This window comes from Curtobacterium sp. MCBD17_019, assembly GCF_003234555.1.
GTDB lineage: Bacteria > Actinomycetota > Actinomycetes > Actinomycetales > Microbacteriaceae > Curtobacterium.
Genome location: NZ_QKTT01000006.1, coordinates 165,237 through 188,783, shown reverse-complemented (window position 1 = coordinate 188,783; position 23,547 = coordinate 165,237). Strand labels below are relative to the sequence as shown.

Below are 23,547 nucleotides of genomic sequence, written 5' to 3'. Positions count from 1 at the left end.
CAGTCGCTGACGCAACCTGCTAGTATCCGGATATGCCTCGGGACGGACGGATCGTGCGGGAGCGACTCCAGCGCGCTGCGCTCGAGCTGTTCGCCGAGCGTGGTTTCGATGGCGCGACAACGGAACAGATCGCGGCGCGGGCAGGCGTCACCGAACGCACGTACTTCCGGCACTTCCCCGACAAGCGGGAGGTGTTGTTCGCCTCCGAGGACGAACTCCGCGAAGTCACCGCGGGGGCCCTCGCCGCGGTGCCGGGAAATTTGCCGGCACTGCCGGCATTGCGACACGCGTTCCATGACGTCGTGCCGCTCATCGAACAGAACCGGCCGCTGGCAGAGCTGCGGGCGCCGATCATCCGTTCCGCCCCCGCACTCCTCGAACGTGAGCACGCCAAGGCCGCAGCATTGGTCGTCCTGGTCGCGGCCGGCCTGGTCGCCCGCGGAGTCTCCGAACGCGAAGCGCTGCTCTGCGCCCGCGTCGGGATGGACACGTTCAGCACCGCTATCCGACGCTGGACGCCCGGGTCGACCGACCTGCACCACGAACTCGATGGCACGTTCGCAGAGCTGCAGCAGCTTGCCGCGACGTTGCAGTTCGAACGGCCCGAATGACCGCTCGACTGCGCGATTCCGAGTAGTACCCGTGGACAGGACGCGTCGCGACTGAGATCTGAGCCCGCTTCGTGCGAGCGATCAAACCTCGGACTCACGGTCAGCGACCGGTAAACCATCGGTTCACGAACACCGGAGTCAACACTGCAGATGCCCACACTTGGCCCGGCTTGAACGGGCTGCCTCCCTCTCCCAAACTCGGCCGGGCCCTGTGGGCGGGTTACCGGCTAGGGCAAGCCGGAAAGATCATATTGCAGCGCTGGGTGGGGTTACATCAGGTCCTCCGTAGCCGATCGGCTACGGAGGACAGGAGCAGCTAGCTCCCGGTACCGTTCACGTCGTGAAGGCCGGTCTTCCTGTCATCGCCCTCGTTGGCATCGTCGTCGGAGTGCTCGGGTCCGCTTATTCGACGTCGGGCCAGATGGTGCTCGGATGGATCATGATCGTTGCGGGCTTTGCTACTGCGGCTGTCGCGGTGACTGCGCGAGTACGCGAAAACCGCCAGCTGCTTCGTCGGTGGGCGGACGAGGACGAGCGCAAGCAGGACTGACCGCTCGTCTCGGCTGCCGATCGGTCATCGGGACGCTCATCACTGAGATGTCGAATCAGAAGATCGCCTGAGGGTTGACGGGGACGCCCGTGAGGCCGTGGAGGCGGGGTGGCGCGACGCTGAGGAGGAAGGCGTGTCGACCAAGCTCGTCGCAGGTCGTGGCGAGGTCATCGGTGGCGACGCTGTCGATGAGGGGCATGCCCAGGCGGGCCAGCCCCACCATGTGCATCGGCATGGGCATCTGGGGATCGCTCGGTGGGAAGGAGTCGCTGACGTCGCCGGCGTAGAGCGAGACGCCGCGGTCGTGCATCCACGACACCGCGTCGACGGTCATGCCCGGGGCCTGGGCCTGGGCGTCCCAACTGAAGCCCCAGCCGCTCCGCACGACCACGGCGTCGCCGGGTAGGACTTGGACCCCAGCGTGTTCCTCTGCCGTGTTGAGGTCGGCGGATGTGATCGGGTGCGCGGCCGGCAGCGGACCGTTCGATGCCAGATCGAGCAGGATGCCTCGCGTGACGATGCCCTCGGCGAAGGCGGTCGTCGAGCTGAAGAGGACGCCTCCTGCCCTGACTGCATCCGTGACCGGGCGTCCTGGGTAGACGGTGCCGTCGACGGGCATGTGGGCGAACGCGTCGAGGTGCGTCAGCGCCGGGTGGTGCGGTGTGACGATGAGCACCTCGGACATGCCCATGGGTGGTGTGCCCGTGTACAGCAGCGCTTGCTGGACCGGGGGTGACGGCGGGGACGGCGGAGCGAACGGCCCCCCGAGCATGGACGCTGGCTCGGCGGGCAGCGCGAGCGACACACTCTTGCCGACCTGCACCTGCTCGGCGGCGCGCGCTCGCGCGGCGTCATCGATCAGGTTGAGCGTGCCGAGTTCGTCGTCGGCGCCCCAACGGCCCCTGTTGTCAGGTAGTGCGGGTGCGGTCATGGTGTCTGTCCTGTCGATTCGACGGAGTACGGGTGCGTGATGCACACTCCAAGGAGGTCCTGCAGAAGCAGGTTCCTGTACCATATACGCACAAGCAGGAACCTGCTTTTCCTGTCGCAAGGAGACGCCGAACGTGGACGACGCTAAAAGAACCGGTCTCGACTCGGTGCTGGGCTGGAATGCCCTGAAGGTTGCACGCATCATCGGCGCGCGGATCACCGCGGGCATGGCCGAGCGTGACCTGAGCCTGGTGCAGTTCGGTGTGCTGTCGTGCCTGGCTGACGGTGCGCAAATGACATCGGCAGAGATCGCGCGGGCCGTCTTCGTGCGCCCGCAGAGCATGTCCGATGTACTCGACGGGATGGAGCGACGCGGCCTCGTCCACAGGGTCGGTGTCCGCGCACGCGGCCGGAGGAACCCGGCGGCGATCACGCCGGCCGGACAGGCCGCGCTGGATGCGGCACAGACTGTGGCCCTGGCGACGAACGACCTCAGCACCTTCGGGTTGGACGCCTCACAGAGTGCTCAGCTGAACGCGTTGCTGCTCACCGTGATCAACGGTGCTCAAGCTGCACCCGTCGTCGACGACTCGTTATGACCAGTGCCCGATGCAGGGTCCACCGCCGAACGACGGAGCACGACCGCCGAACGACGGCGCACGACCGGACGATGCGCCGGACGCCGTGTCTCACAGGGCCCGTCCGGTGTCAGTCTCGATGCGGGCACGTCATCCGAACGTCGGCATCCGCCGGGGCGGATCGGCGAGGCGGAGGCACGTCTGCGTGAACCGCAGAATCCCTCTCGTCACGTGGCCGGCGACGTCAGCAGCAGGGGGTGCCAAACGGTGCCTCGGGATGAAGCGAGAAGCACGACCACACCGCGAAACGAAGAAAGCCCCCGGAGAACCGGGGGCTGCTACGTGGTGGGCGATACTGGGATCGAACCAGTGACCTCTTCCGTGTCAGGGAAGCGCGCTACCGCTGCGCCAATCGCCCAGAGTTGAACTCCTACCGCCCTTGCGAACGATACGAATTCGAGGTGGGGACGGGATTCGAACCCGCGTATACGGCTTTGCAGGCCGCTGCCTCGCCTCTCGGCCACCCCACCGTGCTGAGGTTCACGTCTCCGTGAGCACCGGATCGGTGGGGATCCTCTCTGGTGAGCCTTCAGGATCTGGGGATCCTGCACTCGAGCGGATGACGAGATTCGAACTCGCGACCCTCACCTTGGCAAGGTGATGCGCTACCACTGCGCCACATCCGCATCGCCGCCACTGGACGGTCCGTTTCCGGCCCGCCGCTCGCTGCGACTCCGTTACTCTATCCGACCTCCAGCCCGGATCGCAAAACGAGCCAGGCCGGGCGTGTCAGCGACCTGACGACGCGCGCGGACGTCGCCGAATAGGACGACGGCGCTGCTTCCAGTAGTATCGATGGGCGCGGGCAGCCGCGCAGGGGCGATTGGCGCAGTTGGTAGCGCGCTTCGTTCACACCGAAGAGGTCATCAGTTCGAGTCTGGTATCGCCCACCACCACGAAGGCCCCGGGGAGTCCCCGGGGCCTTCGTCGTTCCGCAGGGTGGCGTCGTCTCAGCCGCTGACGCCGTCCCGCCAGGCGAGCAGCGCCTTGACCGGCGCCAGGTCGATGTCCGGCCCGCTCACCCCGATGGTGAACAGCCGTGCCCCGAGGGCGTGCTGGGCGTCGAGGGCGGAACCCTGCTCGGCGGTCAGCGCGCCGGAGACATCGACGCCCGTCGAGATCTCGATCGCGTCGGTGGGCCGGCCGACGCGCTCGCACCACTCGTGCAGCACGCCGAGCTTGCGCTCGAGCGTCTCGACGTCCGAGAAGCTGTGCCAGATGTCGGCGTGCTCCGCGACGATGCGCAGCGTCTTCTTCTCGCCGCCACCGCCGATGAGCACGGGGATCTTCCGGGTCGGCGCGGGGTTGAGCGCCGCCCAACGGGCTTCGATCCGGGGCATCGCGGCATCGAGCGCGTCGAGCCGGCTCCCGGCCGTGCCGAAGTCGTACGCGTACTCGGCGTAGTCGCGCTCGAACCACCCGGACCCGATGCCGAACACGAGCCGCCCGGCGCCGTCCTTCGCGCTGATGTGGTCAACGGTGCGGGCCATGTCGGCGAGCAGGTCCGGGTTCCGGTAGGTGTTGCAGGTCACGAGCGGGCCGAACTCGATCCGGGTCGTCTGCTCGGCCCAGGCGGCGAGCATCGTCCAGCCCTCGAAGTGCGTGCCGTCGGGGTCGCCGGACAGCGGGAAGAAGTGGTCCCAGTTGAAGGCGATGTCCACCCCCAGGTCCTCGAGCTCGGCGAGGGTGTCGCGGATGGTGGCGTAGGGCGAGTGCTGCGGGGCGATCTGGACGCCGACGCGGACGGTGGAGGCGGGCACGCGGTTGCTCCTTCGAGGGAGTGCTGGACGGGACTCCTCGCCACGCTAGCCCGGACGGCGACGGGACGGCGCGCCGATGGTGGCACGGCGTCCCGTCGGGTCAGCTGCGGCCTTCGGTGCCGCCCTTGAGCATGGCGCCGAACGCCGCGCACACGCCGACGCCGCCGAGCACGCCGATGCCGATGATGACGACTGCGATGACAGTGAGCATGGGGGTCCTCCAGATCCGAACGGTGCGTCCGCAACGCTACCCGGTCGGGAGGGACGGCTCCCCCATCCGGACGGCCTGCATCCTGGGGACCCGCACCGGAGGCCGCTTGGAGGAAACCTCCACAGGGGCGTCGGCTCCCCCGGGTCGGCCTTGTCGGGCGACCACGCGGCTGCTGGCGAGCGCGCGGAGGCGGGCATAGCCTCCCGTCCATGGTCGACATCGCCGTCCCTGACGTCCCCATCGCACCCACACCGGACGCGTCCGGTGGCTCGTCACCCCACGCGGCCGACCGGCGGTCCCGTCCGCGCATCGACGTCCCCGGGGTGGCCGAGATGCTGCTCGGACGCTGGGCGGAGGACCGCCGGATCTCGCGCGCGCTGGCGCTCGACCCGGCGACGCACCGCCTCGAGGGCGCCTCGGTCGACGACCACCGCGAGCGGGCCCTCGCACAGTGCCGGCTGCTCGTCGAGCAGGGCGCGATCCAGCGTCCGTTCCCGCGGTCGTTCGGCGGTCAGGAGAACCACGGCGGCAACGTCGCGGCCTTCGAGGAACTCACCACGGCGGACCCGTCGCTGCAGATCAAGGCGGGCGTGCAGTGGGGCCTGTTCGGCTCGGCGGTGCTGCACCTCGGCACGGAGCACAACCACGAGGAGTTCCTGCCCGACATCCTCGACTTCACGGCGCCCGGCTGCTTCGCGATGACCGAGACGGGGCACGGCTCCGACGTCCAGAGCATCGCCACGACCGCGACGTACGACCCGGCGACCGAGGAGTTCGACATCCACACGCCGTTCCGGGGTGCGTGGAAGGACTACATCGGGAACGCGGCGGTGCACGGGGTCGCCGCGGTGGTGTTCGCGCAGCTCGTCACGGGCGGGGTCGGGCACGGCGTGCACGCCTTCTACGTGCCGCTCCGCGACGCGACCGGCGCGTTCCTGCCCGGGATCGGTGGCGAGGACGACGGCGTCAAGGGCGGCCTCAACGGGGTGGACAACGGCCGGCTGCACTTCGACCACGTCCGGGTCCCGCGCACCAACCTGCTCGACCGGTACGGCGCGGTCGCGCCGGACGGCACGTACTCGTCGCCCATCGCGTCCCCCGGCCGCCGGTTCTTCACCATGCTCGGCACCCTGGTGCAGGGCCGTGTGTCGCTCGACGGCGCCGCGGTCGTCGCACAGAAGCTCGCGCTGCAGATCGCGGTCACGTACGCGTCCGAGCGTCGGCAGTTCCCGACCGCCGAGGGCGAGGAGGGCGTGCTCCTCGACTACGGGCAGCACCAGCGCCGGCTCATCCCCCGCATCGCCCGCGTGTTCGCGCAGTCGTTCGCCCACGAGCGGCTCCTCCGCACCTTCGACGACGTGTTCAGCGGTCGCGCCGACACGCCGGAGCGGCGCGAGGACCTCGAGACGCAGGCCGCGGCGTTCAAACCGCTGTCCACGTGGGCCGCGCTCGACACGCTGCAGGAGGCCCGCGAAGCGTGCGGCGGGGCCGGGTTCCTCGCCGAGAACCGGCTCACCGGCCTCCGGGCCGACCTCGACGTGTACGTGACGTTCGAGGGCGACAACACCGTGCTCCTCCAGCTGGTGGGCAAGCGCCTGCTCGGTGACTTCGCCGCCGCGGCACCGCGGGACCCGGCCGGGGCAGCCCGCTTCGTGGCCGCTCGGGTCGCCGGCCGGGTCGCCGACGTGACGCGGGTCCGTGCGGTCGGGCAGACCGTGCTCGACCGCGGTTCCGTCCGCCGCGCGTCGCAGGACCTCCGGGACCCGGTCACGCAGCGCCGACTCCTCGCCGATCGCGTCGACACGATGGTGGCCGGCATCGGCATGCGTCTCCGCAGCGCGGGGAAGGACCGCGTCCGCCAGGCGCGCCTCCTCAACGAGCAGCAGCACGAGCTCATCGAGGCCGCTCGTGCCCACGCGGAGCTCATGCAGTGGGACGCCTTCACGGCGGCGCTCGCCGACGCCCCCGACGACGACTCGCGGACGGTGCTGACGTGGCTCCGCGACTGCTTCGGACTCGGGCTCGTCGAGGAGCACCTCGCCTGGCACCTCATGCACGGGCGTCTGTCCGCGCAGCGGGGCGCTGCCGTCTCGGCCACCATGGACCGGCTCGTGGGTCGACTCCGGCCGCTGGCGACGGACCTCGTGGCGACGTTCGGGTACGAGCCCGGCCACGTCCGCGCGCCGATCGCCTCGGGGGCGGAGGCGCGACGGCAGGACGAGGCCCGCGCGTGGTACGCCGCCGAGCGGGCCGCCGGACGGACTCCCGGCGCGGAGCCCCGCCCGCGACGATGAGCAAAACGGTCAACCCTGGCGCGTTGATCCGGGAGCAATCAACCTCCCAGGGTTGATCGGCACCCGATCAACCTCGTAGGGTTGACGCGGAGGTCGAGCATGTACGTCATCACCGCAGACCAGATCGACAGTCGACACGGAGCCGACCTCGTCGAGGCCGCGCTCGCCGCGATCAGGGCCGCCGTGGGGCTCCGGTTGCTCCTCCCCGCGGACCGGACCGCGGGCGACGAACTCCAGATCGCCACCGCCGACGCGGGCGCCGCACTCGACGTCGTCTTCCGGCTCGCCCGCGCGGGTGACTGGAGCATCGGGTGCGGCATCGGCGACGTCCAGACGCCGTTGCCCACGGCGACCCGTGCGGCAACCGGGACCGCGTTCTACCGTGCGCGCGAAGCCGTCGAGCGCGCGAAGGACCGGCCCGACCACGTCGCGGTCGCCGTCGAGCCGGGCCGGCACCGCACCGCCGACGACGTCGAACCCCTCGTCACGCAGGCAATCCGGCTCCGCGCGCGCCGGTCCCCCGAGGGCTGGGAGCTGGCCGACCTGCTCGACCAGGGCATGAGCCAGCGTGAGGCCGCCCGGCACCTGGGGATCAGCCCGCAGGCGGCGAGCAAGCGCGCGGCCGCCGCCGGGCTCCGTGAGGACGACGCCGTGCGGGCGGCGCTGGTCCGGCTGCTCGAGGACGCGGACCGCCCGGAACCGGACGGAGCGCCGGCATGACCGCGGCGCAGGTCCTCGTCTGGATCGTCGGCCCCGTGGTCCTGCTCGTCTGCTGCGTGCTCGCACTCACCTCGGGCCGGGAACCCCGCACGGCGGCCGGCCTCGCCGGGGTCGTGCCCCTCGCCGCCGGCGGACTCGCGCTCGCGTTCCACGTCGGCGTCCCCGCCCCCGACCCGGCACTCGCGAGCGTCATGACCGTGCTCATGAGCGTGCTCGGCGTCGTCGGCGGCGGACCCGCCACCGCCGTCGTGCTCCGCCTGGCGACGCACCGCGACGCGACGCCCGGGCGCAACGGGGGCATCCTCATCCTCGACCAGCGCGGGGACGGGCAGCGACACGAGGTCCTCCGCGGTGGCGCGGCGATCGGTCACCTCGAACGGATCGCGGTGGTCGCGGCGATCCTCGTCAGTCGACTCGAGATCGTCGCCGCGGTGATCGCGATCAAGGGCCTCGGCCGGTTCTCGGAGCTCGACAGCGCGGAGGCCCGGGAACGGTTCATCATCGGCACGCTCGCGAGCATGCTGTGGGCCGGGGCGTTCGCGGCGCTGGTCGCGCTCGCCTGACGCGGTCAGCCGGGAGGCAGCCTCAGCGAGGCTCCTCGGCGTCGCCGCGACGGTCCCCGCCCGGGGCGCCGCCGCCCCCGCCCAGGGCACCGAGCGCCGCGCGCAGCCGCGCTTCGGCATCGCTGGAGGACCGGCTCGCCTCGACGTTCGCCTCGGTGACGGCGGCGACGACCTCTTCGCGCTGGATCTTGACGCCGCGCGGGGCGTCGATGCCGATGCGGACGCCGTCGCCGCGGGAGTCGAGGACGGTGATGACGATGTCCTCACCGACGAGGATCCGCTCGCCGATCTTGCGTGTGAGCACCAGCATCCCGACAGCCTATCGGCGGACGGGCGCGGGGAGCCCCCGGTGCGGACTCGGCACGGCGCCGATCGCGTCGACGGTCACCGCCAGCTCCGGACGTCGACCACGGGGAACCCGAGCATGTGCACGGTCTCCGGCGTCGTCGTGTCCTCGGCCCCGACGCTGAGGACCCCGGTCACGCCGATCGTCCGCTGCACCGCGCGGACCTCGCGCGCCGTGTCGTCGTGCTTGCGGCCCGCGTCCACGACCACCCACACCTGGTCGGGCGCGATCCCCACGAGTCGTGCGGCACGCTCCGGGTCGTCCGCCGCACCGCTCCACACGAACGACGACACGACCGCCGTGCCCTCCTGGACCCCCGCGGCTCGGGCGAGGATCGCCGATCGCCGGTCCTCGACAGGCAGGATCCGGAGCGCGTGTGCGGTCGCCACGACCGGGAGGACCTCGGTCACCGCCGCGGACCGGCCCACGACGAGCACGAGGTCACCGTCGGCGCGACGGACCGCGGGCGGGTCGGGAATCCGGTCCGTCGCGTCGGGGACGGGAGCCCGCACGAACCCGTCGACGCCGGCCGCGACCGGGGTGAGGGGCGTCGACTCGACGAGCCGGTCCTCCCGGTCGGACGGCAGCGGAACGGCCGGGCCCACCGCGGGCGTCGCCGTCCCGGCCCCACCGAGGGCCTCACCGAGCGGGACGCGCGGCGCCAGGCCGTTGAAGGTGAAGTCGTCCATGAGCGAAGCGAAGGCGTCCGAGCGGGTCGCGACGACCTCCTCGTCCGCTCCCACCAGGAGCGGACCGGCCGGGCCGGCACCGGACGACACCGACCTGCCCGAGGCCGGGACGCCGGGAACGGGGCGGAGGGACCCGCGCGCTTCCTCGGCGGCGCGGCGACCACGACGGGTCGTGACGGCGTCGGCGGCGGCGAGCCGGTCCTCCCGGGCCTCGGCGTCCTCGAGCAACGCGAGGATGCCTGCGCGACGGGGCCCACCCGCGTCGATGGCGACGCGCGCCACCGGTTCGTCGCCGGGCGCCGGCACCTCGACGGTCGCCTCGTAGTGGTGCTTCCGGAACAGGCCGCCGATGCCGCCCGTCGTCACCCGCTCGGCCGCGACGATGCGGGCCGCCGGGCCGAACTCGGCGCGGACGTCGGCGCGCAGGGCGTCGAGCGTCGGCGCACTACGCTGCGATCGGATCGGCGGCACGGACGACTCCCACGGTCTCGATGGTGGAGCCCGCGGCGGTCGCCTCCTGGTAGGAGAGCACCGGCAGGCCGTTGGACTGGGCGGACACCAGGCGGTGGATCGCCGGACGGAGCTGCGGCGCACACACGAGCACGGCCGACAGGCCCTGGTGCTCGACGGCGCCCACGGCATCGCGGACGGATCCGAGCACCTGCTCCACCCGGTGGGCGTCGAGCAGGATCTGCGTGCCCTGCTCGGACGGGCGGAGCCCCTCGAGCATGGACTGCTCGAGCCCGGGGTCGATCATGATCACCCGGAGCACGCTGCCGTCGAGGTAGCGCGCGGCCAGGGCGGGGCCGAGCGCCGCACGGGCCGCCTCGACGAGTCCCTCGGGGTCCGTCGAGACCTTCGCCCGGAGCGTCAGCGCCTCGCAGATGCGCCCGAGGTCGTTGATCGGCACGCGCTCGGCGAGGAGGCCCTGCAGCACACGCTGGAGCTCGGCCATCGACAGCATGCCCGGCACGAGTTCCTCGACCGCTGCCGGGTTGGTCTGCTTGACGCCCTCCGTCAGGACCTTGACGTCCTCACGCGTGAGCAGCCGGGCGGCGTTGTCCCCGATGATCGCCTGCAGGTGCGTGACGAGCACGGACACGCGGTCGATCACCGTCGCGCCGGTCATCTCGGCGGCGTGCCGGAGTTCGGCAGGAACCCACCTGCCGGCCAGCCCGAACACCGGCTCGGTCGTCGGCTCCCCCGGCAGCCCGTCGAGCTGGTCGCCGAGGGCGAGCACGCTCCGTGCCGGCGCGGTGCCGCGGCCCGCCTCGACCCCCGCGATGCGGATCGCGTACGTCGACGGCGGCAGGTCGACGCTGTCCCGCGTGCGCACCGGCGGGACGACGAGTCCCATGTCGACCGCGATCTTGCGGCGGAGGGCGCGGACGCGCCCGAGCAGGTCGTCCGAGGCCCCGGACACCATGTCGACGAGGTCGGGCGCGAGCAGGATCTCGAGCGCGTGCACCCGCATCTGCTCGATGAGGTCCTCGGGGGTGTCCCCCGTCGGGGCGACGGCCGCGGCCCGCTCGGCCCGTTCCGCGGCGGCCGCATCGGCCTTCGCCGTGACCCCGAGGCGGTACGCGACGATGAGGAGCGCCGCCCCGACGAGCAGGAACGGGACGATCGGCATGCCCGGGATGAACGCCATGCCGCAGGCCGCGATCCCCGCGATGAGGATCGCGTTGCGGGACTGCGTCAGCTGCGTGGCGGCCGAGGAGCCCATGTCGGCGTCCGCGTTCGACCGGGTGACGATCATGCCCGTGGACACCGCCATGAGCAGCGCCGGGATCTGCGTCACGAGGCCGTCACCGATCGTCAGGATGCCGTACTTGCCCAACGCGTCGGTGATCGACAGCCCGTTCTGCACCATGCCGATCGCGATGCCGCCGACCAGGTTGATGACGATGATGAGGATGCCCGCGATCGCGTCCCCCTTGACGAACTTCGAGGCGCCGTCCATCGCGCCGTAGAAGTCCGCCTCGGCGGACACCGCTGCCCGGCGCTCCTTGGCGACGGTGTCGGTGATGAGTCCCGCGTTGAGGTCCGCGTCGATGGCCATCTGCTTGCCGGGCATCGCGTCGAGCGTGAACCGCGCCCCGACCTCGGCCACGCGCTCGGCGCCCTTCGTGACGACGACGAACTGGATCACGACGAGGATCATGAAGATCACCGCGCCGATGATCACCGACCCCGAGACCGCGACGTGCCCGAAGGCCTGGATGACGTCGCCCGCGAACCCCTTGCCGAGCACCAGTCGCGTCGACGCGACGTTGAGTCCGAGCCGGAACAGCGTCGCGACGAGCAGCAGCGACGGGAACACCGAGAAGTCGAGCGGCTTCCGCACGAACAGCGTCGTGAGCAGGATGACGAGCGCCAGCAGGATGTTGCAGATGATGAGGAAGTCGAGGACGAACGACGGCACCGGCATGATGAGCAGCAGGATGATGCCGACGATGCCGATCGGCACGGCGAGCTTGGGCAGGTCCTTGCGGTTCACGCTGGGGCTCCTTCGGTGGTCCGGGCATGACGGATGCGGCGGGGCAGGGCGTCCCCGGCGAGCTGGTCGGCGGCGATGACGGTGGCGACCTCGTCGGCGGTCGTGGGACGCGGGGCCGAGTGCACGCCGGTGGCGGCGCCGCGGGCGCGGAGCGCCATGACGAACGACAGGACCCGGGCCACGGGCGTGTAGAGGTCGACCGGGATCTCCGTGCCGATCTCGCACGCGGCGTGCAGTGCACGGGTGAGCGGGACGTCGCGGACGATGGGGACACGGTCCGCCTCGGCACGGTCGCGGATGACCTCGGCGACGGCGCCCGCGCCCTTGGCGACGACCTTCGGTGCCGACTTGCCCGGCTCGTACCGGATCGCGACCGCGAAGTGCGTCGGGTTCGTCAGGACGACGTCGGCCGTGGCGATCGCACCGATCATGCGGTTCCGGCTCATCGCGAGCTGTCGGGAGCGCCGGTGCGACTTGACGTGGGGATCGCCGTCCGTGCTCTTGTGCTCGTCCTTGACCTCCTTCTTCGTCATCCGGGTCTTCTTGCGGTTCCGGCGCATGACGACGAACACGTCGACCGCCGCCAGGAGCAGGCCGGCCGCGATCGCCGCGCGGAGGAGCGTGGCGGCACCGTTCCCGGCGGCCTGCAGCACCGCGGTGAGCGGCAGCGACCCCGAGGACATGAGCACGGGCACGAGGCCCTGCACGGCCTCCCAGAGCACGAGCCCGACGACCGCGCTCTTGAGCAGGGCCTTCGCGCCGCCCCAGAGCGCCTGGGTGCCGAACACCCGGGTGATGCCGGTGAGCAGGTTGAACTGCTCGTAGTTGCCGGTCATGCGCTTGATGTGCACGCCGCCCTGCGCGATCGCGGTGGCCGCCACGACGACCGCGACGACGCCGAGCATCGGGGCGAGGGTCGACCCGATCGAGCCGAGGTCGGCGGCCATGGTCTCGCGGACGGCGCCCACCGTCGGGTGGGCGATCACCCGCTCGATCCGGAACACCTGGTCAGTGCCCGCTGCGGCGGCCGATGCGATGGTGGACGGCACCATGACGGCGGCCGCGGCGACCCCGAGCCAGGCGCTGAGGTCGGTCGAACGGCTGAGCTGGCCCTTGCGGTGGACCTCCTTCATCCGCTTCTCGGTCGCCTGTTCGGTGCGTTCTCCCGTGTCGGACATGGTCACCGCCCTCCGGTCAGCAGGGTCACCGCGTCACCCGTGAGCGAGGACACGACGCTCGGCAGCGCCATGAACAACGCGCCGGCGAACATGACGGTCAGACCGATCTTGATCGGGTACCCGAGCTGCAGCGCGTTGAGCGCGGGTGCGACGCGGGTGAGCAGGCCGAGGCCGACGTCGGACAGGAACAGCACGACGACGAGCGGGCCCGCGATCTGGAGCGTCGACAGGAACATCTGCGTCGTGCCGGCGAGCATCGCGTGTACCGGGTCGGCCAGCGAGAACGACCCGGCCAGCGGCACCGCGTCGAACGAGCGGGTCAGGCCGCCCACGATGAGCTGGTACCCGCCCGAGGCGAACAGGAGCGCGAGCGACGTCATCTCGAACAGGCGCGTGAACTGCGCCCCGTTCACCTGGGACTGCGGGTCGTACGCCTGCGCGAGCGTGAACCCGCCGAACAGGTCGACGAGCGCGCCGGCCGACTGGACCGCCGCGAACACGAGGTAGACCAGGAACCCGAGGGTCAGTCCCACGGCGAGCTCGACGACGAGCGCGACGACGAACGCGCCGGTGTCGAGCGCGTGGTACCGGGCTGCCGCCCGTGGCGCGACCGCGAGCGCCAGGCCCATCGCGAGCATCGCCTTGACCGTGCCGGGGAACGCCTTGTACGAGAACGGCGGCGCGATGACGATGAACGCCACCATCCGCACGCCCGCGAGCATGGTGCCCTCGAGCTGGTCGAAGTCGATCGACAGGTCCACGTCAGCTCCCGAGCAGGTTCGGGATCTGGTCGAACAGGAAGTGCGTGAACCCGACGATCTCGTCGATCATCCAGTTGCCGCACACGACGAGCGCGACGGCGACGGCGAGGGCCTTCGGGACGAACGCGAGCGTGACCTCCTGGATCTGCGTGATCGACTGCAGGAGCGAGATCGCGAACCCGACGACGAGGGACGTGATGAGCACGGGCGCGGCGAGCTTGCCCGCGACGATGAGCGCCTGCAGGACGAGGTCGATGACGGCTTGTTGGTTCACGACACCACCTGGTAGCTCTCGATGAGCGACTTGATGATGAGTCCCCAGCCGTCGACGAGCACGAAGAGCAGCACCTTGAACGGCAGCGAGATCATCACCGGCGGCAGCATCATCATGCCCATCGACTGGAGCGCCGCGGACACGACGAGGTCGATGACGAGGAACGGGAGGAAGATGACGAACCCGATGATGAACGCGCTGCGGAGCTCCGAGATCATGAACGCCGGGACCAACGTCGTCATCCCCACCGCGGCCTCGTTCTTCGGGTTGGGCCGGCCGGCCGCGCGGGTCATCAACGCCAGGTCCTCCTGCCGCGTCTGGTGGAGCATGAACTTCCGCAGGGGCGCACTGCCGACGTCCACGGCGTGCTGGAAGTCGATGTGCCCGGCGAGGTACGGCTGCAGGGCGTCGTCGTTGATGTGCCCGATGATCGGCCCCATGATGAACAGGGACAGGAACAGGGCGAGCCCGGCGATCACCTGGTTCGGCGGGATCGACTGCAGCCCGAGCGCGTTCCGGGTCATCGACAGGACGACGAAGATCTTCGTGAACGACGTCATCATGAGCAGCAACGCGGGTGCGACGCTGAGCAGCGTGATGCCGACGAGGGTGACGACGGCCGACGAGGGGGTGCCGTCCGGCCCGTTCACGGACACGTCCAGGCCGCCGTTCGTCGACGGGGTCGCGGGCGCGGTGGGGGCCGCGGGTGCGGTCGGCCCGACCACGCCGGCCGCGTGCGCGCCGCCAGCGGTGAGCATGAGGAAGCCGACGACCGCTGCGAGACCGAGGAAGACCAGGACGGCGATGCGTGCGACCCGGACCGCGCGGGCTCGGCTGCTCCGGGCCTCCCGGCCGACGCCGGGCGCGAGGACGAGCGGGCGCAGCGGGGTGCGTCCGCCGGGGACGAGCGTCATCCGGCGCGCCTCGCGCGGACGGCCGCGGCGGCCTGCCGCCACATGTCCGCCGACAGGATCGAGCCCTGGAGCTGCTGCTGCGTGGGCACGGCGATGTGCGCGGCGCGGCGGTTGCGGGGGCGGGCCCGGAGGACGGGTGCGGCGCTCTCCGGCTCCTCGGTGAGCGCCTGCGCGGCGGCCGGGAGGGACGGTGCAGCCTGTGCCGCCAGGACCGCCCGGAACGGGTCGGTCGCGTCGGACCCCGCGTCGGACCCCGCGGCCGACGCCGCGGGCGCGGTCCCGGAGGCGAGCACGGCCACCTGCTGCTCGGTCACACCGAGGACGAGCCGCTCGCCCTCGACGTCGACGACGACGACGCTGGCCTTGCCACCGATCCCCTGGCGCGCGACGACCTGGACCGCCGCCGAGCGTCGTCCGCGACCACGCGACGAGCCGGTCGTGCTCTTCGCGACGCGGCGCTGCACGAACCAGAGCAGGGCCAGCACGACGCCGAGGGAGAGCGCGACCCGCAGGGCGACGACGAGGGTGTCCACGGAGGGTCAGATCCCCTCGGCGACGTCGAGGATCTTCGTGATGCGGACGGCGTAGTCCTGGTCGACGACGACCACCTCGCCGTGCGCGATGAGGCGGCCGTTGAGCAGCACGTCGGCCGGTGCGCCGGCGGATCGGTCGAGTTCCACGACGGCCCCGGGCTCGAGGCCCAGGACGTCACGGACGGCCATGCGGGTGCGACCGATCTCGACGGTGAGCGCCATCTCGACGTTGTTGATCCGGCCGAGGTTGCCGCTGATCGACGAGGCGACGGCCGCGGCCGCGGGTGCGTCCTCGCGGATGCGGATGGCGAACCACCCCGCCGGGACGCCCGCGGCGCTCAGCTCGAACACGGTGGTCTGGGGGTCGAGCAGGAGCGACGCGGCGGACGCGCGCACGGCCTCGCCGAGCACGCCCACGCCGAGCATGCCGGCCGCCGCCTCGAGCGCCGGCCGGACGACGTCCGTCACCGAGACGAGCGGCGCGTCGACGCCGCCGGCGGCCGTCATGCCGTCGAGGTCGAGGAGCACGAGCGCGAGGTCCGCCGACAGGGCACCGACGAACGACGCGACGACCGCACCGCCCGCCTGCCCGGCGGCACCGCTCGCCGCTCCCGGCGTGAGCGGGCTGGCGCGCAGGGGCGTGGGGGTCGGGAGCTGACCGACGAGCGCCTCGGCGACCGAGGTCTGCAGGGTGATGGTGGCGGTCATGACGCCCTTTCGGTGTTCGGAGTGCGTGCGTGGGCGCCGGCGGCGGCGGGCGTGGTGGCGACGACGACGCCGGCGAGACGTGAGCCGTTCGCGCCGACGGCCGCCGTGCCGATCGGCTCGCCGTCGACCGTCAGGGTCAGCGGACGGTGCTGCGGGTGCGGGAGCGGCACGACGTCGCCGACCGCGAGGCCGAGGACGACGGCCGGACGCACGACCGCCGGGGCGAGCTGCAGCGAGACCCCGACCGGCACGTTCGCGATCTGCGCGTCGAGGAGTTCGCGCGGATCGGCCGTCGTCACCGTCGGGTTCGACTCGCCGAGCTGCGGCAGGACGACCTCGAGCGGGATCGCCAGGGTGGCCGGCGCGATGCGCTCCCCCACGCGGATGTCGAACGACGCGACGAGCATGAGGTCGCTCTTCGTGGCCGCCTGCGCGAACTGGCTGTTCCACTGGAACGAGCCGACCCCGATCGGCTGCACGAGGAGCGTGCCGAGCGAGTAGCGGAGGTCGTCGAGCGCGTCCTCGACGAGTTTGCGCACGAGCGCCTGCTCGATCGGGGTGAAGGTGCGCTCGGAGGCCGGCAGCGGTCGGGCCGCTCCGAGCATGTGACTGACCCACGTGAGCACCGAGGTGAGCGGGAACTGCAGGACGCCCTTGGCGCTGGCGCCCTCGATCGTCAGCAGCACCATCGCGGTGAGCGGCGGGAGCGACGCGGCGTACTCGTCGTACGTCAGCACCTGCACCTGCTCGCAGGTGACCTGGGAGAGCACCCGGACCTTCGCGGTCAACTGGGTGCCCCACTGCCGCGCGAACGTCTCGAACGCGAGCTCGAGCACGCGGGACTGCTCACGGGCGAGGGTCGTCGGTCGACGGAAGTCCACCACCTCGACCTGGGCGTCGTCGTGCGCACGCTGGTCCCCACCGTGGTCGTCGCGCGGGGACGCCACGGCGCGCTGGGCGAGGAGGTCGGTCACGACGGGCACTATCGGTCCCGCGGTGATCCGTCGTTAGCGCTGTCCCCCGGACTGGGCGGGGATCCCGTCGCCGCTACCCATCGCCCTCCGCGGTCGTCGGCGCCGTGGTCCCCGCCGTCTCGCCCCGATGCGCCGCGTCCTGCGCAGCCGCGATGGCCGGCATGAGCGCGCTGACGTCCTGGTCCTGGTTCGACAGCACGACGATGTCGACGCGACGGTTCAGCGCGAGGTCGGCGTCGGTCGACCCCTTGGACAGCGGCCGGCTCGACCCGAACCCGACGCTCTGCACGTGGTCGGCCGGCAGGCCTCCGCGCTCGACGAGATCCCGGAGCACGCCGGTCGCGCGGGCCGCGGACAGCTCCCAGTTCGTGGCGTAGGGCGCGGTCGAGTTCCGCTGGTCGGCGTGCCCCTCGACGCTGATGTCGTGGCCGCTGCTCTTGAGGACCGGGGCGATCGCGTCCATGACCCCCCGGGCCTCGTCCGACAGGTCCGCGCTGTTGGTGGCGAAGTACGTCTCGCTCCCGACCAGCCGGACCGTCAGCCCGCGGGCGTCGAGGTCGAACTGCACGTTCGCGGTCTTGCCCTCGGCCGTCAGGTTCTTCTTGATCGCGGCCTCGATCGCCTTCAGGTCGTCGAGCTCCTTCTTCGCCGCCTCGACGTCCGCCTTGCTCGCCTTCGCCACGGCGGTGTTCGGCGACGGGGCCGCCGCGGGGACCGCGACCGCGCTCGGGTCGGCGCTCGTGCCGTCCGCGTTGCTGTTCGCCGTGCCGCTCGCCGCACTCGAGTGCTCCGCGTCGGACTTCGACAGCGCGTAGCCCTTGCCGTCCTTCTTCGTCACCTCGTCGGGCTTGACGACCGTGCCGGACGCCGTGTCGACCTTCTGCTTCTGCACCTGGCCGAAGCCGGTCGCGAGCGAGTCCTTGAGCGCGATGAACTTCTGCTGGTCGACCTGCGACATCGCGAACAGGACCAGGAACATGCACATGAGCACGGTGATCATGTCCATGTACGACGCCATCCAGCGCTCGTCCGGGTGGTCGTCGTCGTCGTGTCCGCCGCCGCCGTGACCGCGGCGCCCGCGCCCTCTGCCAGCCACGTCAGGCCGCCAGCGCTTCGTCGTCGGCGGCGCCCTTGCCCTTGCCCTTGGCGCCCTTGGCCGGAGCCGCGTCACCGCGGGCCGACGGCGGCACCATGGCGCGGAGCCGCTCGCCGAGCAGGCGCGGCTGACTGCCCGCCTGCACGGCCAGGAGGCCCTCCATGAGCAGCGTCTGTCGAGCCACCTCGAGGTCGGCGAGCTTCTTGAGCTTGCCGCCGATCGGCAGCCACAGGAAGTTCGCACTGAGCAGGCCCCAGAGCGTCGCCACGAAGGCCGACGCGATGAGCGGCCCGAGCTCGTCCGGCTTCGACAGGTTCGCGAGCACGTGGGTCAGGCTGACGACGGTGCCGATGATGCCGACCGTCGGGGCGTAGCCGCCGAGTCCCATGAAGAACTTGCTCGCGTTCCGCAGGGTCGACGCGTTCGACTCGATCTCGTCCTCGAGGAGGATCCGGAGCTCCTCGCCGTCGGTGCCGTCCGCGATGTTCTGGAGCGCCTTCTTGAGGAACGGGTCGTCGTGCTTGTCGGCCTCCTGCTCGAGCGACAGCAGGCCGTTCGTCCGCGCCGTCTCAGCCAGACCGACGACGTCCTCGATCACCGATGCCGGGGGCACGACCTTGCCGGTGAACGCGGTCGGGATCGCCTTGAGGTTCGCGATGGCGTCCTTGAGCGTGGTTCCGGCGAGGCCACAGGCGAGCGTCGCGCCGAACACGAGCACCATCGGGGCGGGGATGATGAGTCCGGAGATCTCGACGTGCTCCATCGAGACCATGCCGAAGAGCGCCCCGAACGCGAGCAGGACGCCGATGATCGTCGCGAGGTCCACGTCAGCGCCGCCCCTCGGACGTGCGCGGTGCGGCGATGTCGGACACCGGCGCGAGGACCGGCTGCGGGCCCGTCGTGTTCACGCTCGAGGCCGTGTCGTCGGCCACGCCGGAGGCGATCGCGATGATCCGGGCGCGGTACGCGGCGATCATGTCGATGACCTCGGCCATCGACTCCTGCACGATGTACTTCGCGCCGTCCACCATGATGAGGGTGGTGTCCGGGCTCTCCTGGATGCGTTCCACGAGATCCGGGTTGACAGCGAATCTGCTGTCGTTGAGTCGCGTGACGACGATCATGGCCCGTCCTAGGTCGTGTGCTCCCGCCGCCGTCCGTGGGGCGGGTGTCCCGCTCGTCCTGAGCGGTACAGGCACGACTATCGGCCGTGGCGTCGCCGCCGTTAGCCCGGTGCCCCGCGCCGTCGGCGGTCTCGTGCCCGGGGGTGGACCGGGCCGGTTCGGCGGCCGCTCACCGGATCCCGTGCCGCTGCAACCACAGCTCGAGCACCGCGAGCTGCCAGCAGAGTGCGCCGCCGACGCGCGTGCGGAACGCGTCAGGCCGGTCGATGACGGCCTGCACGACGTCCTGGCGCAGCAGCCCGCGCTGCCGGGCCTCCGGCGCGAGCAGGGCGTCGCGCGCGACCCCGGCCAACGCGCCGTCGAGGTGCCGGAGCGCGGGGACCGGGAAGTACCCCTTCGGCCGGTCGACGACCTCCTGCGGCAGGAGCCGCCGACCGAGTGCCTTGAGCAGGCCCTTGCCGTCGTCGGCGATCTTCAGCGCGGGCGGGCACGCCGCCGCGAGGGTGACGAGGTCCTGGTCCAGGAACGGGACCCGAGCCTCCAGACCGGAGGCCATCGTCATGCTGTCGACGCGCTTGACCGGGTCGTCGGGCATGAGCAGGTGCGTGTCGAGCCGGAGGACGGCGTCGAGCGCGGTCTCGGCACCCGGGGCCGCGAGGTGCGCGGCGATGGTGTCACGGCTCACGTCACCGGCCGGCAGCCGGCCGGGTTCCACGAGCGCGCGAACGCCGGAGGCACTCTCGGAGAAGGCGCCCGCGAAGGCGTCGAGCGCCCCGTCCCGCGACACCCGACCAGCACGCCGGTGGTATCGGTAGCCGGCGAACACCTCGTCGGCACCCTGCCCGGACTGCACGACCTTCCGGTCCTCCGAGACCGCCCGTGACAGCAGGAAGAACGCCGCGACGTCCTGGGTGGCCATGGGCTCGGTCATGGCGTCGACGGCCTCGTCCACCGCCGTCGGCAGATCGGTCGTCGGGACCAGGATGCGGGTGTGCTCGGTGCCGAACCGCTCCGCGACGACGTCGGACCACCGGAACTCGTCCCCGGACTCCCCCGCGGCGTCCTCGAACCCGATGCTGTACGTGCCGACGGGGTCGGCGGACTCCTCGGCGAGCAGGGCGACGAGGAGGCTCGAGTCGAGTCCACCGGACAGCAGCACGCCGACCGGGACGTCGGCCACCAGGCGGCGTCGGACCGCGGTGCGGAGGGCGTCCTCGACGGCGTCCTCCCAGTCGCGGGCCGTCCAGCACGCCCGTCCCGCGTCGCGTTCGTACGTCGGCGCCCAGTACTCGCGGTCCTGTGTCCCGCCGCGCTCGTCGATGACCCGCACGGTGGCCGGCGGGAGCTTCCGGACCCCCCGCAGCACGGTGCGCGACCCCGGAACGATCGAGTGCCAGCTCAGGTAGTGATGGAGCCCGACCGGGTCGAGCTCCGTGTCGACGCCCCCACCCGCCAGGAGTGCCGGCAGCGTCGACGCGAACCGCAGCCGACCGCCGACGGTCGCCAGGTAGAGGGGCTTCACGCCGAGGCGGTCACGAGCCAGGACGACCTCCCGCCGCCGTTCGTCGACGACCACGACCGCGAACATCCCGACGAGGTGGTCGACGAACCGTGCGCCCCAGCGTTCGTACGCGGCGAGCACCACCTCGGTGTCGCTCGTGGTGCCGAAGGGGCGGCCCGGTTCGAGCTCGTGGCGGAGCTCCCGGTGGTTGTACACGCAGCCGTTGAACACGATCGTCACCCGGGCGTCGGCCGACTGCATCGGCTGGCCCCCAGCGTCCGAGAGGTCGATGACGCTGAGCCGTCGGTGCCCGAGCGCCGCCCACCCGCACGACCAGCTTCCCTCGCCGTCCGGGCCCCGGTCGCGCATCGTCGCCGCCATGCGGCGGACGACGTCCGTGTCGGCCCGTTCTCCGTCGAACGTGACCTCGCCTGCCACACCACACATGCTCGTGCCTCCACGCCGGTGCGAGGGTTCCGCAGGCCGACCGCGTCCACCGAACCCGGTGACACCCGAGCGTCGATCCAGGTGGTCCCGCCCGGACCGGCGGTGCGCGAACCGCGGGTGCGCTCGCGAGTCCGCGCGCACGTTCCGCGCGCCCGCGTACCGCCGTGTGCTGCTCCTGACAACCCCGTGAATCCTCCCGGCCGCATCCGCACACAGTTGTCCCATGCGAACGATGGGTGTGGAGGAAGAACTGCTGTTGGTCGACGGCGAGACCGGCGAGCCGGTGCCCCTCGCCGACGAGGTCCTCGGCTGGCGGACCCGGCTGCAGGGGTCACGTGCCGACGGATCCCTGACGGGCGAGATGCAGCTCGAGATGCTGGAGACCGTGTCGTCGGTGCACAACCGGCTGTCCGCGCTCGAGCAGGAGGTGCTGGCGAACCGCGGCACGGTCGACGCGATCGCGGCGCTCGAGGGTGCCCGGGTCGCCGCACTCGCGAGCGCGCCGCTCCCGACGCGACCGCACGCCCGGGACACACCGCGGTACCGGACGATGCTCGACCGCTACGGAGCGCTGCCCCGTCGGAGCCTGTCCTGCGGGCTGCACGTGCACGTCGGCATCGAGTCCGAGGACGAGGGCGTCGCCGTGCTGGACCGGATCCGCACCTGGACACCGATCCTCATCGCCCTCACCGCGAACTCCCCGTTCCACGACGGCGAGGACACCGGGCACGCGAGCTACCGGAGCATCGAGTGGACGCGGTGGCCCTCCGCCGGGCCGATGGAGCGGTTCGGATCCGTCGCCCGGTACAACGCCGTCGAGCAGGCGATGCTCGGCACCGGTGCCCTGCTCGATGCCGGCATGCTCTACCTCGACGCTCGCCTGTCGCGGGCGTTCCCCACGGTCGAGGTGCGCGTCGCCGACGTGCCCCTGGACCCGGCGGTGACGGCGATGATCGCGGGCATCGTGCGGGCGATGGTCGACACCGCCGCGGCGGACTGGCGCAACGGCGTGCCCGCCCCGGACGCTCCCGCGTGCGCGGTTCGACTGGCGAACTGGCGGGCGGCACTCGAGGGACTGGAGGGCGAACTCGTCGACCCGGTCACGGGACGTGCGGCGGAGGCGCGCACGGTCATCGGGATGCTCCTCGAGCGCCTCGGCCCGGCGCTCCGCGCGAACGGTGACGAGCAGTTCGTCGAGCGGGGCATCGCCGAGGTCCTCGCGCACGGCACGGGTGCCCAGCGGCAGCGCGCCGAGTACGCGCGGACGGGCGATCTCGGCGCCGTGGTGCGGAGCGCGGTGCTCGAGACGCAGGGACGCAACCGCTCCGGGACGATCCACCTCGAGGAGCCGGACCCGTCCGGAACCCCGCACCGGGCCTCCCGGCCGAGGACCGCGACCGCCTGACGACCGGCAGCGGGAACCCGCCGAGCCACGGCGCGGACCCGTCGGCCGGGCTCCGCGACGTGCCAGGATCCAACGGTGACGACCGCGGTGTTCCTGTTCGTGGCCGGTGTCGCCGCGGGCGTCATCGGCACCGCGGGCGGCATCACGTCGCTCGTGGCGTACCCGGCCCTGCTCGCCGTGGGCATCCCGCCCCTCGCCGCGAACGTGACGAACTCCGTGGCCCTGCTCGGCAGCGGGGCGGGATCGGCCCTCCGCGCGCGGGGCGACCTGGTCGGGCACGCGCCGACCGTCCGGCGGTGGCTGCCGGTCACGGTCGTCGTGTCGACCGCGGGCGCGGCCCTGCTGCTCGCGACGCCGTCGCACGTGTTCGACCGCATCGTCCCGTTCCTCGTCGCCGCGGGGTCCGCCCTGCTGCTCGTGCAACCGTGGATCGACCGCCGACGGACGGCGACGACGATGGCGCGCTCGGTCGCCGCGGCGAGCGTCGCCGGCGTCTCGCTCTACAACGGGTACTTCGGGGCGGGCTCCGGCGTCCTCATGATCGCCGTGCTGCTGCTCGACGGCGAACCCGTCCTGCACCGTGCGAACGCGCTGAAGAACGTGTTGCTCCTCGCTGGTGACATCGTGCCCGCCGTGCTGTTCGCCCTCTCCGGGACGGTCACGTGGGCGGCGGTGTGGCCCCTCGGCCTCGGCGCGCTCATCGGCGGGCTGATCGGTCCGAGCGTCGCACGGCGTGTCCCGCAGACCGTCCTCCGTGTCGCCATCGCGGTGTGCGGGTTCGTGCTCGCCGGGTACCTGCTCGTCGCGGCATGACGAGCGG

The 23,547-nt window shown here is 71.8% G+C and carries 24 protein-coding genes and 4 tRNA genes; 9 read left to right on the top strand and 19 right to left on the bottom strand.

The window, feature by feature from the left end:
• Positions 1-53: 53 nt before the first annotated feature.
• Positions 54-611 (top strand): TetR/AcrR family transcriptional regulator, encoded by a 558-nt coding sequence (locus tag DEI82_RS08055; RefSeq protein WP_111036435.1) that lies wholly within the window; start codon positions 54-56, stop codon positions 609-611.
• Positions 612-951: 340 nt separating this feature from the next.
• Positions 952-1,161, top strand: a complete 210-nt coding sequence (locus DEI82_RS08050; RefSeq protein ID WP_111012460.1) for a hypothetical protein — start codon at positions 952-954, stop codon at positions 1,159-1,161.
• Positions 1,162-1,216: 55 nt separating this feature from the next.
• Here the strand turns inward: DEI82_RS08050 and DEI82_RS08045 are convergent, their stop codons facing one another.
• The gene (locus tag DEI82_RS08045) at positions 1,217-2,092 is read right to left on the bottom strand and encodes a cyclase family protein (protein WP_111036434.1); all 876 of its coding nucleotides are present in this window, start codon (positions 2,090-2,092) and stop codon (positions 1,217-1,219) included.
• A 133-nt stretch (positions 2,093-2,225) separates the two neighbouring features.
• Here DEI82_RS08045 and DEI82_RS08040 point away from each other — a divergent pair, with 133 nt between their 5' ends.
• Positions 2,226-2,690: a MarR family winged helix-turn-helix transcriptional regulator gene (locus DEI82_RS08040; protein ID WP_111036433.1), complete on the top strand. Its 465-nt coding sequence runs from the start codon at positions 2,226-2,228 to the stop codon at positions 2,688-2,690.
• A gap of 322 nt (positions 2,691-3,012) precedes the next feature.
• Here DEI82_RS08040 and DEI82_RS08035 read toward each other — a convergent pair.
• From DEI82_RS08035 to DEI82_RS08025, 3 genes are all read right to left on the bottom strand, one after another.
• Positions 3,013-3,087, bottom strand: a tRNA-Val gene (locus DEI82_RS08035).
• Positions 3,088-3,128: 41 nt separating this feature from the next.
• Positions 3,129-3,199: transfer RNA gene (locus tag DEI82_RS08030), tRNA-Cys, on the bottom strand.
• An 84-nt stretch (positions 3,200-3,283) separates the two neighbouring features.
• A tRNA-Gly gene (locus DEI82_RS08025) sits at positions 3,284-3,355 on the bottom strand.
• Positions 3,356-3,546: 191 nt separating this feature from the next.
• On the opposite strand from DEI82_RS08025, the gene DEI82_RS08020 reads away from it, so the two are divergent.
• Positions 3,547-3,622, top strand: a tRNA-Val gene (locus DEI82_RS08020).
• 57 nt (positions 3,623-3,679) lie between these two features.
• On the opposite strand, the gene DEI82_RS08015 is transcribed toward DEI82_RS08020, so the two are convergent.
• A complete protein-coding gene (locus DEI82_RS08015) occupies positions 3,680-4,489 on the bottom strand; it encodes an LLM class F420-dependent oxidoreductase (protein ID WP_111036432.1) in 810 nt (269 codons plus the stop codon).
• 420 nt (positions 4,490-4,909) lie between these two features.
• Here DEI82_RS08015 and DEI82_RS08010 point away from each other — a divergent pair, with 420 nt between their 5' ends.
• The 3 genes from DEI82_RS08010 (at position 4,910) to DEI82_RS08000 (ending at position 8,277) form a co-directional block, all read left to right on the top strand.
• A complete protein-coding gene (locus tag DEI82_RS08010) occupies positions 4,910-6,994 on the top strand; it encodes an acyl-CoA dehydrogenase (protein WP_111036431.1) in 2,085 nt (694 codons plus the stop codon).
• Between the two features lie 99 nt (positions 6,995-7,093).
• Positions 7,094-7,714 carry a DNA-binding protein gene (locus DEI82_RS08005; RefSeq protein WP_111036430.1) on the top strand — a complete coding sequence of 207 codons (621 nt, stop codon included), beginning with the start codon at positions 7,094-7,096 and terminating at the stop codon, positions 7,712-7,714.
• Positions 7,711-8,277, top strand: a complete 567-nt coding sequence (locus DEI82_RS08000) for a hypothetical protein (protein WP_111036429.1) — start codon at positions 7,711-7,713, stop codon at positions 8,275-8,277. Before DEI82_RS08005 ends, DEI82_RS08000 begins: the two co-directional genes overlap by 4 nt.
• Positions 8,278-8,299: 22 nt before the next feature.
• Here the strand turns inward: DEI82_RS08000 and DEI82_RS07995 are convergent, their stop codons facing one another.
• From DEI82_RS07995 to DEI82_RS07930, 14 genes are all read right to left on the bottom strand, one after another.
• Positions 8,300-8,587, bottom strand: coding sequence for a carbon storage regulator (locus tag DEI82_RS07995; RefSeq protein ID WP_111008858.1), 288 nt, complete (start codon positions 8,585-8,587; stop codon positions 8,300-8,302).
• A gap of 74 nt (positions 8,588-8,661) precedes the next feature.
• Positions 8,662-9,783 carry a hypothetical protein gene (locus DEI82_RS07990; RefSeq protein WP_111012467.1) on the bottom strand — a complete coding sequence of 374 codons (1,122 nt, stop codon included), beginning with the start codon at positions 9,781-9,783 and terminating at the stop codon, positions 8,662-8,664.
• Complete coding sequence (locus DEI82_RS07985; protein ID WP_375334616.1) at positions 9,758-11,743, bottom strand: flagellar biosynthesis protein FlhA; 1,986 nt, start codon at positions 11,741-11,743, stop codon at positions 9,758-9,760. The genes DEI82_RS07990 and DEI82_RS07985 overlap by 26 nt, the downstream gene beginning before the upstream one ends.
• Before the next feature lie 65 nt (positions 11,744-11,808).
• Complete coding sequence (locus DEI82_RS07980) at positions 11,809-12,990, bottom strand: flagellar biosynthesis protein FlhB (RefSeq protein WP_111036428.1); 1,182 nt, start codon at positions 12,988-12,990, stop codon at positions 11,809-11,811.
• Between the two features lie 2 nt (positions 12,991-12,992).
• Complete coding sequence (locus DEI82_RS07975; protein WP_258368442.1) at positions 12,993-13,751, bottom strand: flagellar biosynthetic protein FliR; 759 nt, start codon at positions 13,749-13,751, stop codon at positions 12,993-12,995.
• A gap of 1 nt (position 13,752) precedes the next feature.
• A complete protein-coding gene (gene fliQ / locus DEI82_RS07970; RefSeq protein WP_111008854.1) occupies positions 13,753-14,025 on the bottom strand; it encodes a flagellar biosynthesis protein FliQ in 273 nt (90 codons plus the stop codon).
• The gene (fliP, locus tag DEI82_RS07965) at positions 14,022-14,939 is read right to left on the bottom strand and encodes a flagellar type III secretion system pore protein FliP (RefSeq protein WP_111008968.1); all 918 of its coding nucleotides are present in this window, start codon (positions 14,937-14,939) and stop codon (positions 14,022-14,024) included. Before fliP ends, fliQ begins: the two co-directional genes overlap by 4 nt.
• A complete protein-coding gene (locus DEI82_RS07960; RefSeq protein WP_111036427.1) occupies positions 14,936-15,472 on the bottom strand; it encodes a flagellar biosynthetic protein FliO in 537 nt (178 codons plus the stop codon). The genes fliP and DEI82_RS07960 overlap by 4 nt, the downstream gene beginning before the upstream one ends.
• 6 nt (positions 15,473-15,478) lie before the next feature.
• Entirely contained in the window at positions 15,479-16,180 is a 702-nt protein-coding gene (fliN, locus tag DEI82_RS07955) for a flagellar motor switch protein FliN (protein WP_111036426.1), read from the bottom strand.
• Positions 16,177-17,154: a flagellar motor switch protein FliM gene (locus DEI82_RS07950; protein WP_258372005.1), complete on the bottom strand. Its 978-nt coding sequence runs from the start codon at positions 17,152-17,154 to the stop codon at positions 16,177-16,179. The genes fliN and DEI82_RS07950 overlap by 4 nt, the downstream gene beginning before the upstream one ends.
• Before the next feature lie 73 nt (positions 17,155-17,227).
• Entirely contained in the window at positions 17,228-18,250 is a 1,023-nt protein-coding gene (locus DEI82_RS07945; protein ID WP_258372004.1) for a flagellar motor protein MotB, read from the bottom strand.
• Between the two features lies 1 nt (position 18,251).
• Positions 18,252-19,076: a motility protein A gene (locus DEI82_RS07940; RefSeq protein ID WP_111008850.1), complete on the bottom strand. Its 825-nt coding sequence runs from the start codon at positions 19,074-19,076 to the stop codon at positions 18,252-18,254.
• A 1-nt stretch (position 19,077) separates the two neighbouring features.
• Positions 19,078-19,374 carry a flagellar FlbD family protein gene (locus DEI82_RS07935; protein ID WP_111008849.1) on the bottom strand — a complete coding sequence of 99 codons (297 nt, stop codon included), beginning with the start codon at positions 19,372-19,374 and terminating at the stop codon, positions 19,078-19,080.
• Positions 19,375-19,543: 169 nt separating this feature from the next.
• Positions 19,544-21,322 carry an N-acetylglutaminylglutamine amidotransferase gene (locus tag DEI82_RS07930; RefSeq protein ID WP_111012472.1) on the bottom strand — a complete coding sequence of 593 codons (1,779 nt, stop codon included), beginning with the start codon at positions 21,320-21,322 and terminating at the stop codon, positions 19,544-19,546.
• A gap of 223 nt (positions 21,323-21,545) precedes the next feature.
• Here DEI82_RS07930 and DEI82_RS07925 point away from each other — a divergent pair, with 223 nt between their 5' ends.
• Entirely contained in the window at positions 21,546-22,727 is a 1,182-nt protein-coding gene (locus DEI82_RS07925; RefSeq protein WP_111036424.1) for a glutamate--cysteine ligase, read from the top strand.
• 75 nt (positions 22,728-22,802) lie between these two features.
• Complete coding sequence (locus tag DEI82_RS07920; RefSeq protein ID WP_111036423.1) at positions 22,803-23,540, top strand: sulfite exporter TauE/SafE family protein; 738 nt, start codon at positions 22,803-22,805, stop codon at positions 23,538-23,540.
• Positions 23,541-23,547 lie beyond the last annotated feature (7 nt).

Coding starts and splice junctions, on each gene's coding strand:
- DEI82_RS08045 (WP_111036434.1), bottom strand. CDS start 2,092: ATGACCGCACCCGCACTACCTGACAACAGGGGCCGTTGGGGCGCCGAC.
- DEI82_RS08010 (WP_111036431.1), top strand. CDS start 4,910: ATGGTCGACATCGCCGTCCCTGACGTCCCCATCGCACCCACACCGGAC.
- DEI82_RS08005 (WP_111036430.1), top strand. CDS start 7,094: ATGTACGTCATCACCGCAGACCAGATCGACAGTCGACACGGAGCCGAC.
- DEI82_RS08000 (WP_111036429.1), top strand. CDS start 7,711: ATGACCGCGGCGCAGGTCCTCGTCTGGATCGTCGGCCCCGTGGTCCTG.
- DEI82_RS07995 (WP_111008858.1), bottom strand. CDS start 8,587: ATGCTGGTGCTCACACGCAAGATCGGCGAGCGGATCCTCGTCGGTGAG.
- DEI82_RS07985 (WP_375334616.1), bottom strand. CDS start 11,743: ATGCCGGTGCCGTCGTTCGTCCTCGACTTCCTCATCATCTGCAACATC.
- DEI82_RS07980 (WP_111036428.1), bottom strand. CDS start 12,990: ATGTCCGACACGGGAGAACGCACCGAACAGGCGACCGAGAAGCGGATG.
- fliP (WP_111008968.1), bottom strand. CDS start 14,939: ATGACGCTCGTCCCCGGCGGACGCACCCCGCTGCGCCCGCTCGTCCTC.
- fliN (WP_111036426.1), bottom strand. CDS start 16,180: ATGACCGCCACCATCACCCTGCAGACCTCGGTCGCCGAGGCGCTCGTC.
- DEI82_RS07935 (WP_111008849.1), bottom strand. CDS start 19,374: ATGATCGTCGTCACGCGACTCAACGACAGCAGATTCGCTGTCAACCCG.
- DEI82_RS07930 (WP_111012472.1), bottom strand. CDS start 21,322: ATGTGTGGTGTGGCAGGCGAGGTCACGTTCGACGGAGAACGGGCCGAC.
- DEI82_RS07925 (WP_111036424.1), top strand. CDS start 21,546: ATGCGAACGATGGGTGTGGAGGAAGAACTGCTGTTGGTCGACGGCGAG.